The sequence below is a fragment of the Fontibacillus forbon genome, assembly GCF_046559655.1.
GTDB lineage: Bacteria > Bacillota > Bacilli > Paenibacillales > Paenibacillaceae > Fontibacillus.
Genome location: NZ_JBKGFV010000001.1, coordinates 589,536 through 603,792 on the forward strand (window position 1 = coordinate 589,536; position 14,257 = coordinate 603,792).

A 14,257-nucleotide genomic window follows, 5' to 3' on the forward strand; every position below is an offset into this window, starting at 1 on the left:
TCTTGAGTAAGCGTTCTATAAATGGAACAGATTTTACCGCCATGGTACTTGCCGGGGCGGAACGGCTGGGACAACATGCCGAGCATGTCAATTCTTTGAATGTGTTTCCGGTTCCCGACGGAGATACCGGCACAAATATGAATTTGACGATGACGGCCGGTGTAACCGAGCTGAAAAACAACGGATCAGGCGGCGTAGGCAGCCGGGCAGGCGTTCTGTCCAAAGGGCTGCTGATGGGCGCACGGGGGAACTCGGGGGTTATTTTGTCCCAGTTGTTCCGTGGATTTGGCCGTTATGCGTCATCCTATGAGGAATTAAATACGGTTCAGTTTGCGGCAGCCCTGCAAAGCGGTGTTGATACCGCATATAAAGCGGTCGTCAAACCGGTGGAAGGAACGATCCTTACGGTGGCGAAAGAAGCCGCCAAACATGCGGTCTTTTACGCCAGAAGAACCAATGATATTACGGAACTTATGACCGAAGTACTGGCTAAAGCCAAAGAAGCCCTTGCCAGTACCCCGGAGCTTCTGCCTGTCCTGAAACAAGTCGGCGTCGTGGATTCCGGCGGTCAGGGACTGGTTTATATTTACGAGGGTTTTTACGAGCAATTGACAGGCAAAGTACAGGCTAACGTACCGGTTCAAGGTCAATCCGCAGCACCGGCAGCTACCGTCACTCCGCCTAGAGTTACCCCTGCGGCATTCGATACCGTACATCCTGTTTCGGCACAGGCAAAGCTTGAAACCGAAGACATCGAGTTTTTGTATGATATGGAATTTTTTATTAATCGTAAGCTTGGTGAAGGCCCAAACTCGAACTTTGACGAGGATCAATTCCGGAAAGCGCTGTCACTTAATGGAGATTCCATTATTGTAATCGCTGACGATGAAGTGATTAAAGTGCATGTCCATTCCAAAGCGCCGGGCGAGGTTTTGAATCTTGCGCTACGCTTTGGCGAAATTACGCAAATTCATATTTTAAATATGCGTGAGCAGCATCGCGATTTGCTCACGGCCGGCATGGACGCGGCTCCGATGCCGGAATTGTTCGCCGAGATTCCGGCGGAACCGGTTCGCCCGAGTGATCCGGCCAAGCTTCCGGCCGATGAAATGGCTCCTTACGGATTTATCGCCGTGGCTTCGGGCCAAGGGATTTCCGATATCTTCAAAAGCCTCGGCGTCGACGTCGTTTTGTCCGGCGGACAGACGATGAACCCGAGCACGGAGGATTTCGTGAAGGCGATCCATTCGATTTCGGCCGAGCATATTTTCGTGCTCCCGAACAATTCCAATATTGTACTTGCGGCCCAACAGGCGCGCGATCTTCTTGAAGGGGAACGCAGCGTGACGGTGATTCCGAGCAAGAGCATCCCGCAAGGGATTGCGGCGGCATTCGCGTTCCAGGAAGAAGAGAGCGCGGACAGCAATACGGATAGCATGATGAATGCCGTGCAGCACGTAAAGACCGGACAAGTTACCTATGCCGTCCGGGATACGGTATTCGACGATCTGGAAATCACGGCCGGACACTATATCGGCATTGCGGACTCCAAAATCGTAAGCACGGAAGAAGGACTGCTGGAAACGAGCCAAGGACTGCTGTCCAAAATGCTTGCCGGCGGAGACGAGATCGTAACGATCCTGGTAGGCGAAGAAGCGTCCCCGGACATTACCGAATCGCTTACAGCCTGGATTCATGAGGTTTATCCTGACGCCGAGGTGGAAGTTCACGAAGGCGGTCAGCCGATCTACTATTATTTGTTCTCGGTTGAATCCTAGTGAAAGATGAAAGGATGGGGATCTCTTTGAAGCAGGCAATTATCGTTGCCGACAGTACGGCAGATGTCCCGAAGGATATGGTTGCGGAATACGGGATTCATATCGTTCCTATGCGGCTTGCATTTGGTGAGGATTCATTTGTGGAAGGCATCGACATTACCGTCGAGGAGTTTTATGACAAACTGACCAAATCCAAGGAGTTGCCGACGACTTCACAAACCTCTCCATCCCAGTATGTTGAGGTGTACCGGAATTTGATGCAGGAGCACCCTGGCACTCCGATCGTGTCCATTCATATTTCCTCAGGCATGAGCGGTACGTATCAATCGGCTCTGCTTGCGAAAAGTATGTTGGAGGAAGATGAAGGAGTGGATGTCGATATTACGGTCATCGACTCACTATGTGCTACTTACGGATTTGGCCTTCAGGTCGTTTTAGCCGCCAGAATGGCTAAGCAGGGCATTTCTCCCGCAGAAATCAAAGCCGAAGTGGAGCGTGTCGGCAAAGAGCGTAAGCTCTACTTTTTGGTGGATGTCTTGGATTATTTGCAAAAAGGCGGCCGGATCAGAAAATCGGCTGCGATTGTCGGCTCCCTTCTGAATATCAAGCCGATTCTGTCGGTGGATCAGGAGGGCGTTATCTACCCGGTCGACAAAGTAAGAGGCCAGAAGAAGGCCGTCTCCAAAGTCATCGAGTTGTTCTTAAACGATTTGGGAGACCGGAAGGATATAAACATTGCGGTTTGCGACGCCGTCAATCCGGAGGGCGCCGAGGAAATGATTCGCCTGATGGCGGAACATTTCACTTTGCATGAGGTGGTCCGCACCAGTATCGGTGCCGTCGTCGGCACTCATGTCGGGCCAGGTACGGTTGCTGTTTTTGTGTGGCCGGCTTAAAAGTGAGGGATTATCATTATGGATTTGAATGATATACCGGTAAGGCAAGTCAGCGGCGTGAGCGCTCTTAAAGCAGGAGAGCTTCACGCCTTTGGCGTCTTTACGGTGAACGATTTAATTGAATATTATCCGTTTCGTTACGAGGATTACCGGCTTCGCTCTTTGACTGAAGCCAAGGACGGGGACAAGATCACCGTACAGGCCAAAATCATGGGCGTTCCCGTGCTCCAGCGGTACGGCAAGAAGTCCAGGTTAACCTGCAAAATGGTAGCCGAGGACTGGATGTTTACGGCAACGTGGTTTAACCGCCACTTTTTGCGGGAGGAGTTAACCGCCGGCCGCGAAATTATTCTAACGGGAAAATGGGACATGCGACGGAGTCAGCTGACGGTGTCGGAATCGGAGTTTCCCGACAAAGGGACACTACGCAGCGGCAGCCTCCAGCCCGTCTACTCGGTGGGCGGCAAGATCACGCAGGCCTGGATCCGCAAGACGATTGGGCAGGCTTTGTTGCAGTACGGCGAAATGATCCCGGAGAATTTGCCTCCGGAACTGTTGCGCGAGTATGATCTGATGCCGCGCCGCCGCGCGATCCAGCGGATTCATCAGCCTCAGGACAGTGAGGAAGGGCAGCTTGCGCGCCGCCGGATGGTGTACGAGGAGCTTTTTCTGTTCCAACTCAAGCTGCAGGCGTACCGGGCGATGAATCACGAGCGGATGGATGGCGTGCAGCATGAGGTGGAGAACGCAATCATTCGCGAGTTTGTGCGCAGCCTTCCGTTCGAGCTGACCGATGCGCAGAAGAAGGTCGAGCTGGAGATTTTGCAGGATATGCGCTCTCCTTATTGCATGAACCGGCTGCTGCAGGGGGATGTCGGCTCCGGCAAAACGGTCATCGCCGCCATCGCCTTGTTCGCGGCCGTAAAATCCGGACATCAGGGTGCGTTCATGGTGCCGACCGAGATTTTGGCCGAGCAGCATGTCCGTTCTTTGACGAAGCTGTTCGAGCCCTTCGGTATTACCGTCGGCCTGCTTACGGGCAGCGTAACAGGGCGGCGGCGCAAGGATTTGCTTGCTTCGCTGCAGATGGGGATGACGGATATCATCGTCGGCACCCATGCGCTGATTCAGGAAGATGTCTTCTTCCGGTCGCTCAGCCTGGTCGTTACGGACGAGCAGCACCGGTTCGGGGTGAACCAGCGCAGCATTTTGCGGCGCAAAGGCTTTAATCCCGACGTGCTGACGATGACGGCGACGCCGATTCCGCGCACGCTCGCGATTACGGCATTCGGCGACATGGATGTGTCGACGTTGTCGGAACGGCCGAAGGGGCGTAAGCCGATCTCGACCTATTGGGTCAAACACGGGATGATGGACCGGGTACTCGGCTTCATTTCCCGCGAAATTTCACTGGGACGGCAGGCTTACCTGATCTGTCCGCTGATCGAAGAGTCGGACAAGCTCGATGTGCAAAATGCGATCGACCTGTATGTCGGGATGCAGCAGGCTTTCCCGGATTTCAAGGTCGGCCTGCTGCATGGGCGCATGACGTCGGCGGAGAAGGACGAGGTGATGCGTGCGTTTTACGACAACGAGGTACAGTTGCTCGTTTCAACGACGGTCGTCGAGGTCGGCGTCGACGTGCCGAACGCGACGCTGATGATCGTCATGGACGCCGACCGCTTTGGTCTGTCGCAGCTGCATCAGCTGCGCGGCCGGGTAGGCCGGGGGGAGCACGCATCTTACTGCGTGCTGATCGCCGATCCGAAGTCGGAGGTCGGTCAGGAGCGGATGAAGGTCATGACCGACACGGACGACGGCTTCGAAGTGGCCCGCCGGGACCTGGAGCTGCGCGGTCCCGGGGATTTCTTCGGCACCAAGCAGAGCGGGGTGCCGGAATTTCGAATCGCGGACATGGTCAGCGATTTCAAGGTGTTGGAGGCGGCGCGGGACGACGCCGCCCGGCTGGTGGGCGACCCGTCCTTCTGGACGTCGCCGCAGTACGCGCCGCTGCGGTACTATTTGCAGCGGGAGCAGATTTTGCAGGGCGAGCTGATCGATTAGATGATTGGCTTGAAATTGTTTTCTTTCTATTATAATAGGAAGAAACTTTTCACTATAATATAGAAGGAAATGGCGGCCGGAACGGCCGCCATTTTTTGCGTTATACTATAGGACCTCAACGAGAAAATAATAATCGGCTTGGCCTTGGTCCATAAACCACTCGCAGTGAATGTTGTACAAGTACTTTCCTTTAGTTTTAGGGACGAAATACGGGTCATCATTTCCATCTTTGCTTGTGTTTGTTAGCGTGAATTCCTTGATTCCTTGAGGCGCCTCTGTTTTGATCTCCGAGCCGGCGGGAACGGCGGTTGCTGTCAACTCAGGGATAGAGGCGTCTACGCTCACACAACGGCTCTCACTTCCCAATGGAGGCGAGCACCAGCTATAGCCCCCTCTAACTACCTCAATGGGATTACCTTCAATGGTAATTGCCGGCAAAGGCGGCGTTTCTTCCTTCACCCACTTTGAACGCAGGGCCTGATGAAGGGCGGACTGGTCTTCTAAATCGTGGTTTCGGCCACCGATGATATAACCAACGCAGAATGTGAATGTACATGTTAATACTGTTAATGCTATCCATGAAATGAGCCTCTTTTTTCTCATGCGTTTTCCCCTTCCTATTTGTCCTTACCTCTTTGACGGATCAATTCCCGTTATTGTTCCATTGGCTGGCAGGCGGATTTTGAAGAAAGGATGGTGTTTTTTGCACTATGGACGTGCCCCGGGTCATATATTAGAGAGAAGGCCTAAAGAACGGGAGGTGTGGACATCTTTGAGTTATCATCAATATGGAATCAGTCCGCAGCTGGTGGAGCGGGTTAAATTAAAAATGAAAAATCCGGCTACCAAGGAACGCGTCAAAAAGCTGGTGGAGGGGTTGACCAAAACCGATCTTCAAGATCGCGTGAAGGTACGGCGGCTGGTCAAATCGGCGACTGCCTTGCTGAATGAACGGTTGACCGGGGTGCAGGAAGAGCAGATCGTCCAGTTTGTCATTGCGCAAAAAATCGATCCGAAGAGCACGCTTCACTTAATCAAGCTGTGGGGAATGTTCCGCTAAACGGAACGAACTTGTTGTTTATTGCCGGTCTAATTCGGGCAAAATCGGTCAGCCGGAAATTTTCCGGCTGACTTTTCGTGTACGCGGATTTTAGATGGATTTTACGCATCTAATTTAGCTCCAACGGAGACAGGGGAAAGTATAACTGGAAAAAATACATTTATTTCGCTTGGTTATTGCTGGGAGACGGGTTTCCGCCAAATTAACGGCATGTTTTCCAGTAAGTTGGTCTCAAATTGACTAAATTGTTGAAATTAACGGCATGTTTTCCAGTTAAATTTTTGCGGACTTTAGAGTGAGCTACAGGGAATATTGTTAAAGAAATGTAAAGGTACAGCGGATGTAAAATTGAGATTAAGGGCAGTAATAATTTGTGTAAAACCTGAGGGTTATAAAGGGATCTTCCCCTAGGTGATACGCCTATTTTACGCTGAATTAATAATCCCGGGACAATTGGGCTTGCATTTATGGGAATACTGTTGTATTTTTAAATTGACATGATAGTAGGTCAATATAAAAATGCAAATTAGGAGGCAGATGATGACTCCGCGGACCAAAGAACAGAACGAACAAATTCGTATCCGGCGAATGGCCCAAATTTTAAAGGCTGCGGCGGATGTGTACCTGGATAAAGGTATGCTGATGGAGATTAGGGATGTAGCCGCCGAAGCGGGTCTGGGTTACGGAACCGTATACCACTACTATAAAAATAAAGCCGATGTACTGCACGATTTGCTGGCGCAAGCGATGAACCGGGCCGAGGAGGTATTGCGATTACCATCCGCGACAGTGGGGGTACCGGCGGCAAATACAGCGGACATCCCGGCAGATGCGGGTGGAGTAAGTGTTGCTTCAGCGTTCCCGGCAGGAACTTCCGGAAACGGCGGGGGCATCGCGGCGATTTCCGCCGTGGCGACTGAAGCGCGGGTTGTTGCTGCGGAAAAATCCGGGTCGGGGCCAGCGCAGGATCAGGATGATCTGCGAGAGCTGGCCGGAAGGCTGCTGGAGTCCTGGAGTGGCGACCATGCTTTCTATTTGGCTTGCCAACTCGGCGGCGATCAATTTCGGGCGCTGCCCGAGGAGCAGGCGGCTCGGCTTACATCCGCTTATCGCGAGCAGGTACTCCTCCCGCTGTCCCGCCTGATAAATCCGGACGGCAACGGAGGAAGCGGGATGTCCGGCCAACTCGGCCCGCCCGGGCCATCCGATCAACCCGGCCATGCTAGGCCCGCCGACGCCTCCGGGCATTCCGGGTCTCCGGTCCCCGGGTCCGAACGCCGGGCGGAATGGCTGCTCGCGGCATTGACGGGATGCGCGTTGGCGTCGATCCGGCGCGGAATGCTGCGTAGTGAGGCCGGACAGATCGTACAGTTTTTATTTTAACAAGACCGGTTTGCCGGCATAATTTGATTATAGAGTGGAGCGAAGCATAGATGATTATTTTGAAATCACCAAGGGAAATCGAAGAAATGAAGACGGCCAATCAGGTCGTCGCCGACTGTCACCGTGAGGTTGCCAAGCTGATTCAGCCAGGCATCAGCACGCTGGAAATTAACAATTTTGTCGCCAAGCATATCATCAAATTGGGCGGGAAACAGTTTACCAAAGGATATAACGGATTTCCTGCCGAAACCTGTGCTTCGGTCAATGATGTGGTAGCCCATGGATTTCCTTCTTCCAAACCGCTGCAGGACGGTGATTTGCTAAAGCTGGATATCGTTGCGGAATACGGCGGATGGTTCGGTGATTCATGCTGGTGTTATACGATAGGGACCCCTAGTCCTGACGTGGAAAAATTGCTTAAAGTCACGAAGGAATGCCTGGAGCTCGGCATCGCCCAAGCGGTTCCGGGTAATCGGCTCGGAGATATCACCTCGGCAATTCAGAAGCATGCGGAATCCAACGGTTACTCCGTCGTTCGTGATCTTCTCGCGCACGGGATCGGCAGAACGCTGCATGAAGAACCGAGCTATGAGCACATTGGCGTGGCGGGGAAAGGGATTCGGCTGAAGGAAGGCATGGTGTTTACGATTGAGCCGATGATCAACGAGGGCACCTTCCGCATTTCCATCGACGAGGACGGTTGGACGGCCAGAACGGCGGACGGCAAGCTGTCGGCCCAGTTCGAACATACGATTGCATTGACGACGGATGGACCGCTCATCCTGACGGCCCAGTAAGAGCCGGGCAAGAAAACGCAACTGCGGGGATACAGCAAACTGCAGGGCTGCCAAACTGAATTTTGCAAACGGTCGAGACGAAAGTCTTGACCGTTTTTTTTGCATGGGCCCCTTTTTCGCACAGTGATTTTTCATTATCCAGCAATAACCTGTTGTCAAAGCGAATATTTGTTCGTATTATGAATATAATAAGAACAAACGTTCTGTGTTTAATCTCCAACCGGTTGCTCCTTATGCAAAATTGCGGTTTCGCAAAGAAACAACATAATACTGGAATGCCCGGCATTCTAGGAACCTTTTCGGCTCCCGCAAAACAAGGGGCTAGGGGTAACGACAGGAGCATAAAGAAATCTGATTATGCTTCTTTTTCAGGATAAGGTTTATGGAGGGGTCACCTATGTCGAAACGGATTTTTTTAATCGATGGACAGTCTTTTTATGCCTCGGTGGAGAAGGCTGCCCACCCTGAGTACCGCGATAAGCCAGTGGCTGTAGGAGACCCTGTCAGGCTGAACGGCATTGTTCTGGCGGCATGTCCAATCGCCAAATCCCGAGGCGTAACGACCGCCTCGCGGGTCGGGGAAGCGTTGGCCAAATGCCCGGAGCTGATTGTCATCCGGCCCAGAATGCGCACTTATATCCAGATTTCGCTCTTGATCACGGAAATTTTTGAATCTTACACCGACCTTGTAGAGCCTTTTAGCATCGACGAGCAATTTTTGGATGTTACGGGTTCTCAGGCTTATTTTGGTTCCCCGTATGAAATGGCCAAAAGGATTCAGAACCATGTTCTATTATCGACGGGCGTCTGGACGAGAGTGGGAATCGGCCCTACAAAGGTGCTGGCCAAAATGGCGACCGATAATTATGCCAAAAAAATGCCCGAAGGCATATTTGAGCTTTCTTTTGAGAATCTGGAATCCACGCTGTGGAAGCTTCCCGTGCACCAAATGTTTATGGTCGCCTCCGCGATGACCCGTCATTTTACCCGGATGGGCCTATCCTGCATCGGAGATATCGCGCGCATGGAGCTCCCTGAGTTCAAGCAGCGGATGCGGCGAGAAATGGGCAAACAGAGCGATATCCAGGCCGAGTATTACTGGCAAACCGCGCGCGGGATCGATCCAAGCCCCGTCGTGTCGGGCATCCGTCATCAATTGAAGTCGGTCAGCCATGGCAAGGCGCTTCGTTGGAAGCTGTATCAAAGGCTCCAGGACATCGAAATCGTCCTCCTCGAGCTGGTGGTGGAGGTATGCCGGCGCACAAGGCGCCACCATTTCCTCGGTTCGGTCGTTTCCGTTTCGGTGGCTGAGACGGACGGGACGCGTTCTTCTTCCTTCAGCCGGCAGATCACGCTGCCGGAACCTACGGCTCTGACCCATGAAGTGGCCACTGCCGTACAGAAGCTGTTCAAGAAATATTGGAGTGGACTGCCTGTCAGCCGTTTAAGCGTCGCCTTGTCCCAGTTAACCGACGACAGCATGATTCAGCTTACTTTGTTTGACAATCGATCCCGTGCTTACGATAAAGAGCGGGCCATCGACAGCATTAAAGACCGGTACGGGAGCGACGCCATCATCCACGCTTCTTCGTTGATGGAAACCGGCGTTGCGCGGGAAAGAGCCGGGCAAATCGGGGGGCACTACAAATGAGCAAGCTTGACGGAAACGACCGTTGGAAATCCAAAATGCTGCTGACGGAGCATGCCGAGAAATACGAGGAGCAGCACCGCTTCAATGAGAGCAGGATCATTACTTCGGAAGAACGCAGTATTCTCCGCGACTATATTTTGTTGCCGCATATGGAGAAAATGGTTCAAAAGAGCATTTCCGACATCGAGTATTCCAACAATATTCTCAAACGCCTGCATCTCATGGTGAACCAGTACGTTCTGAATCGGATCATCAGGGATTCCTACAAGCTGCGACGCGAACTAAAACAGCGAAACATTAAAATCCTCAGCGAGGAGCAAGCGGATCTCGTAGTCTATTATCGTTATTTTTGCCGGGGATACGAGGAACGGTTCGGCATGACCCGGGATGTGATGCGATCGGAGATCAGTCTGCGGCTGACGAAGTATATGTCCGAATTGGGAACGTTGCTCAAGGAACACGCCAAAGAAACCGAAATGAAAGGCAAGTCCTGACCAAGAACAGCTTAATGGCTGTTCTTTTTTTTGGAAATTTACCCTCCCGATTTGGGGAATTAGTCACCGATTTGGGCCGAAAAGCCATCATCCAAAGAGGAAGGAACACTCCAGCAAGTAACCAATGGGCCTAGTCTGGGACCACAGTATGTTTTTTGTCACATTGGATGTAATATCCAAATCGGCGAAAAACTGCGCGGTTAAGCGATTTTCTAACATGACTTTGGTATCAATTCTGTAACCTTTATGGAAAAGGGTGTAAAAAAAGAGCGAAACTTCGAATTCCTTCGTGCGTCTAATAAGGGCAATAGGCGCAAACACCGCATTCCTTGAAAATAATCTGTTGGAAACCTCGCATGGAATGCATGGGTTTTCACAGGTTTTTTCATGAAGTCGGTGTATATGGCGAGGTAGGCTTCTCATTCCCTTTTTATGGAAAAATGTACTGATAAGGATGACAGGTCCTGGAAAGGGCCCAGAAACAAAACACTTCCATTAGCCTAGTTACATTATAGGTTCACTTGGTTAATGATAGAAGTAATTTGAGGAGTGGAGGTGTGAGGGGCCGTACTGATGATCGCCTGCATACAAAAAGATTAGCGAGGTGAAAAAATTAAAGACCGATGACAACATTAGCGCGAAAAAAACTGGCTATTTGGATTGGACTCGGAGCAGCCCTGATCGCCGGAGGAGTTTTTCTGGTAACACTGATTCTGCCTCCGTCTCACATTAGCTTCGCGACCTCCGATGGCGCAGAGATCAAATTCCAAACCTCGGGTGACCGATTCATGGAATATGAGGGTGACGGGGTCTGGAATGAGATGTTCGTAAAAGGAGTGAATTTAGGCGCGACGGTTCCCGGACATTTTCCGGGGGAGTTCCCGCTTACGGAAGACGATTATCTACGCTGGTTTAAACAGATCGACGAGATGGGAGCCAACGTGATTCGTATTTACACGGTGCACAATCCGGTATTTTATAAGTCGCTGGTTAAATACAATCGGGACAAGGGAGAAAATCCGCTGTACTTCATGCAAGGGATTTGGTCTCCCGAAGAACAGCTGATCGAACTGAAGGACGCCTACAATCCGGGAATTAAACAAAAATTCCACAAGGAAATTGAAAAGGCGGTCAAAGCGGTGTACGGCGATTTGAAGGCCGGAGCCGTTCAAGGAGAATCGGGAGGGAAATATACCGCCAACGCGGGACCTTATCTGATGGGCTGGCACATCGGCACCGAATGGGATCCCGAAATGGTCGACAACACGAACAAAGTGCATGCAGGAACGGAGCCGTATCAAGGCAAGCACTTTGCGGCCACCGCAGAAGCGAGCCCGTTCGAAAGCTGGCTGGCGGAGCTGGTTGACCAGACGGCCACGCAGGAACGGGCCTACGGTTGGGAGCATCCGATCACGTTCACGAACTGGGTGACTACCGACGTGCTGGAGCATCCCGGCGAACCGCTCTTCGAAGAAGATATGGCGAGCGTCGATGCCACCCATATCCAGCCGGTGGACTGGGAAGCAGGGTATTTTGCCGCGTATCATGTGTATCCTTATTACCCGGATTTCTTTCATCTGGACAAAACGCTGGAAAGTATCCCGGATGGGAATAACGATTACAACACGTACAAAGCTTACTTGAAAAAGCTGAAGGCCTATTACAAAGATATTCCGGTCATGGTGACGGAATACGGGGTTCCTTCTTCGCTCGGCGTATCCCACCTCGGCCGAGGCGGCCGCAACCAGGGCGGACACAGCGAGCAGGAACAAGGGGAGATCGACGTATCGCTCACCCGGGACATCTACGACGAAGGCTACGCGGGAGCGATCCTGTTCATGTGGCAGGATGAATGGTTCAAGAAGACGTGGAATACGATGCGTTTCGAGATTCCGGAGGATCGCCGTTCCTACTGGCTGAACGTGCTGACGAACGAGAAGCTGTTCGGCATTCTCTCCATGGGGCCGGGCAAGGAAGATCAAATTACGATCGACGGCAAGCTGGAGGATTGGGGTGCTTTAGCCGAAGGAGAAGTAAAGTCGTGGGACAATCCTTCGCCCGGCATGAAGCAGCTGCGCGTCACGCATGATGAAGCTTATGTTTATGTGGGGCTCACGCTGGACGAGCCGTTCGATCCGGCCAAGCGGGAAATCTATCTTGGCAGCGATATTCTGTCCGGCGGAGATCAGCCCAAGACCGAGCTTCCCGGCAAGACGCTGAGCGACGGGCTGGAAAATCTGATCGTGATCGGCAGCGACGAGGAAACGCAGGTTAAAGTGGCGCCTACGTATGATTTTCACCGCCGTCTGTACGGTCAGTACGGTTACTGGATGCTTGACGAGCAAACCGAGGAGCAGAAGGTTCAGTTTCAACCGTGGAAGCTGGCTGTCAGCTTGACGATGACGCCGCCGGATACCCGGTTCGCCCAACCGTTTAAGGATATGACGGTCGGAAAATTGGTACGGGGGACATCGGACCGGGAAAGCGAGAATTTCAACTCGCTGACTTCATGGCAATACAGCGGCAATGAGGTAGAGCTGCGCATTCCATGGATGCTGCTGGGATTTGCCGATCCAAGTTCGCTGCAGGTGATCGATTACGGACCGCTGAAAAAAGACCGCAGCTTCACTACCGAAAAAACGTCGGGAATCACGTTTATTCCGTGGATGGTCGACCGCGGCAGCGGCGATGTATCCTGGCCCGGCGATACCGGTACGCTGGATCTGACAACCCAGCCGAAATACACCTGGTCTCCATGGGAGACCGTCAAGTATACCGAGCACCTGAAGGCGGGCTATTATGCTTTGAAGGATTACTATGCAAGCTTGCCGGATCATAGATAGATCCGTTCGCGGTAATCTTGTCCGATAATGGGACGCTTTTGTGCAAGTATCAGGGAGGAGGAAATTTTCTTTATGGACTCGCATCTTACCGTGGCAATTTATTTTATTTATATTTGCCTCGGGTTGATTGGGGCAGGAGTGGTGCTGCTGTTCTGGTTTAGAATCAGGGCACTCGGCATCGCAAAGAAAACACAGATATATCTGCAAAAACATCAGGACTATTTCGTATTTGTTCAGACGCATTTGAACGGAGCTGCCGAATTGCAGCTGCCGCCGGGTAAACTGACGAAACTGGAACGGCGGGTGATTCAGCAGAAGCTGATTGAATGGATCGAACAATTTAAGGGCGATCTTCGCGACAAGCTGGTCAAGCTGTGTCATGACGCAGGCTTTGTGCGCGACGACATCAAATTATTGGAAAGCTTGTTCTACGGCCGGCGGATTTCGGCGGCGTACCGCCTCGGCGGTATGCGGGCGGCGGAAGCCGTGCCGAGAATGCTGCTGATGATGGAGAAGCAGAAGTACAGTCCGCTCACGATCGTCATCGCCCGCGCCATCGCCAAGAGCGCAGAACGCGGCGATCAGCTCAAGGAAATGTTGCACCATCTGCTCCGGCACGGCAAGCCGATTCACAACATGGCCGCCGATATCGTTATGGAGACAGGGCTGGATGCAAGCCGCTTGCTGCTGAAATTGCTGGAAGACGAGAATCCGGACTTCGTGAAGGTGGCGCTCGTCGCCATGTGGGGACAGGCTGTGCCCGAGGTCGTTCCTGCGCTCGACCGGCTGGTCGGCGCGGAAGAGGAAGATGTACGGGCGGAAGCCGTGAAGCTGTATTTAAGTTCCAATCCCGTGCTGAAGGACGAAACGATCACGGAATTGATGGCCAACCCGGACTCCGAAATCCGGGCGGAGGTGGCCAAGACGCTGGGGAATATGCATGCGGCCGGAAGTATCCCGCTGCTGCGCACAGCTTTGAAAGACCAGAACTGGCGGGTGCGCAACAATAGTGCCGAAAGTCTGGCGAAGCTGGGCGACACGGGATTTGAAGTGCTGTGCCAGGTGGCCAAGCACGGCTCCGGGATCGAGCGGGAAACCGCCCTGCACCATATCGAGAAGACGATGCTCGAGGAGAGCGAACACCAAAAGCTCGATCAGATGGTGGCGTACAACAAAAAGAAGCTCCTGTACGAACGGTATTTCGGAGTTTCCGAAAGCAAGCCGGTTCGACAGGTCGCAGCGGTCGGAGGGGATTACACTGCTTAGGGATATTTTGCTCATTTACGGCCTG

At 52.5% G+C, this 14,257-nt stretch carries 11 protein-coding genes; 10 read left to right on the forward strand and 1 reads right to left on the reverse strand.

Features of this window, described 5'->3' with window-relative positions; all coding sequences use genetic code 11:
- Positions 1 to 2 precede the first annotated feature (2 nt).
- The 3 genes from ACLB09_RS02595 to recG are packed head-to-tail and all read left to right on the forward strand — an operon-like array spanning position 3 to position 4,738.
- Positions 3 to 1,778: a DAK2 domain-containing protein gene (locus tag ACLB09_RS02595; RefSeq protein WP_410768186.1), complete on the forward strand. Its 1,776-nt coding sequence runs from the start codon at positions 3 to 5 to the stop codon at positions 1,776 to 1,778.
- A gap of 26 nt (positions 1,779 to 1,804) precedes the next feature.
- On the forward strand, positions 1,805 to 2,674 hold the full coding sequence (locus tag ACLB09_RS02600) for a DegV family protein (protein WP_410768187.1): 870 nt from the start codon (positions 1,805 to 1,807) through the stop codon (positions 2,672 to 2,674).
- An 18-nt stretch (positions 2,675 to 2,692) separates the two neighbouring features.
- Positions 2,693 to 4,738 (forward strand): ATP-dependent DNA helicase RecG, encoded by a 2,046-nt coding sequence (gene recG, locus ACLB09_RS02605; RefSeq protein ID WP_410768188.1) that lies wholly within the window; start codon positions 2,693 to 2,695, stop codon positions 4,736 to 4,738.
- A 105-nt stretch (positions 4,739 to 4,843) separates the two neighbouring features.
- Here the strand turns inward: recG and ACLB09_RS02610 are convergent, their stop codons facing one another.
- Positions 4,844 to 5,341, reverse strand: a complete 498-nt coding sequence (locus tag ACLB09_RS02610) for a hypothetical protein (protein WP_410768189.1) — start codon at positions 5,339 to 5,341, stop codon at positions 4,844 to 4,846.
- Between the two features lie 169 nt (positions 5,342 to 5,510).
- Between ACLB09_RS02610 and ACLB09_RS02615 the strand changes: the two genes are divergently transcribed.
- The 7 genes from ACLB09_RS02615 (at position 5,511) to ACLB09_RS02645 (ending at position 14,232) form a co-directional block, all read left to right on the forward strand.
- Positions 5,511 to 5,798: a stage VI sporulation protein F gene (locus ACLB09_RS02615; protein ID WP_410768190.1), complete on the forward strand. Its 288-nt coding sequence runs from the start codon at positions 5,511 to 5,513 to the stop codon at positions 5,796 to 5,798.
- Positions 5,799 to 6,338: 540 nt separating this feature from the next.
- Positions 6,339 to 7,181, forward strand: coding sequence for a TetR/AcrR family transcriptional regulator (locus ACLB09_RS02620; RefSeq protein WP_461728998.1), 843 nt, complete (start codon positions 6,339 to 6,341; stop codon positions 7,179 to 7,181).
- A gap of 50 nt (positions 7,182 to 7,231) precedes the next feature.
- Positions 7,232 to 7,978 (forward strand): type I methionyl aminopeptidase, encoded by a 747-nt coding sequence (gene map / locus ACLB09_RS02625; RefSeq protein ID WP_410768192.1) that lies wholly within the window; start codon positions 7,232 to 7,234, stop codon positions 7,976 to 7,978.
- A gap of 397 nt (positions 7,979 to 8,375) precedes the next feature.
- Entirely contained in the window at positions 8,376 to 9,629 is a 1,254-nt protein-coding gene (locus ACLB09_RS02630; RefSeq protein ID WP_410768193.1) for a DNA polymerase IV, read from the forward strand.
- Positions 9,626 to 10,123 (forward strand): hypothetical protein, encoded by a 498-nt coding sequence (locus ACLB09_RS02635; protein WP_410768194.1) that lies wholly within the window; start codon positions 9,626 to 9,628, stop codon positions 10,121 to 10,123. The genes ACLB09_RS02630 and ACLB09_RS02635 overlap by 4 nt, the downstream gene beginning before the upstream one ends.
- Before the next feature lie 623 nt (positions 10,124 to 10,746).
- Positions 10,747 to 12,966, forward strand: coding sequence for a hypothetical protein (locus ACLB09_RS02640; protein WP_410768196.1), 2,220 nt, complete (start codon positions 10,747 to 10,749; stop codon positions 12,964 to 12,966).
- Positions 12,967 to 13,038: 72 nt separating this feature from the next.
- On the forward strand, positions 13,039 to 14,232 hold the full coding sequence (locus ACLB09_RS02645; protein ID WP_410768197.1) for a HEAT repeat domain-containing protein: 1,194 nt from the start codon (positions 13,039 to 13,041) through the stop codon (positions 14,230 to 14,232).
- The last annotated feature ends 25 nt before the right edge of the window (positions 14,233 to 14,257 follow it).

What these genes read in the sequence shown, in the direction of transcription:
- recG (WP_410768188.1), top strand. Translation starts at nt 2,693, where the DNA reads ATGGATTTGAATGATATACCGGTAAGGCAAGTCAGCGGCGTGAGCGCT.
- ACLB09_RS02610 (WP_410768189.1), bottom strand. Translation starts at nt 5,341, where the DNA reads ATGAGAAAAAAGAGGCTCATTTCATGGATAGCATTAACAGTATTAACA.
- ACLB09_RS02620 (WP_461728998.1), top strand. Translation starts at nt 6,339, where the DNA reads ATGACTCCGCGGACCAAAGAACAGAACGAACAAATTCGTATCCGGCGA.
- map (WP_410768192.1), top strand. Translation starts at nt 7,232, where the DNA reads ATGATTATTTTGAAATCACCAAGGGAAATCGAAGAAATGAAGACGGCC.
- ACLB09_RS02630 (WP_410768193.1), top strand. Translation starts at nt 8,376, where the DNA reads ATGTCGAAACGGATTTTTTTAATCGATGGACAGTCTTTTTATGCCTCG.
- ACLB09_RS02635 (WP_410768194.1), top strand. Translation starts at nt 9,626, where the DNA reads ATGAGCAAGCTTGACGGAAACGACCGTTGGAAATCCAAAATGCTGCTG.
- ACLB09_RS02640 (WP_410768196.1), top strand. Translation starts at nt 10,747, where the DNA reads ATGACAACATTAGCGCGAAAAAAACTGGCTATTTGGATTGGACTCGGA.
- ACLB09_RS02645 (WP_410768197.1), top strand. Translation starts at nt 13,039, where the DNA reads ATGGACTCGCATCTTACCGTGGCAATTTATTTTATTTATATTTGCCTC.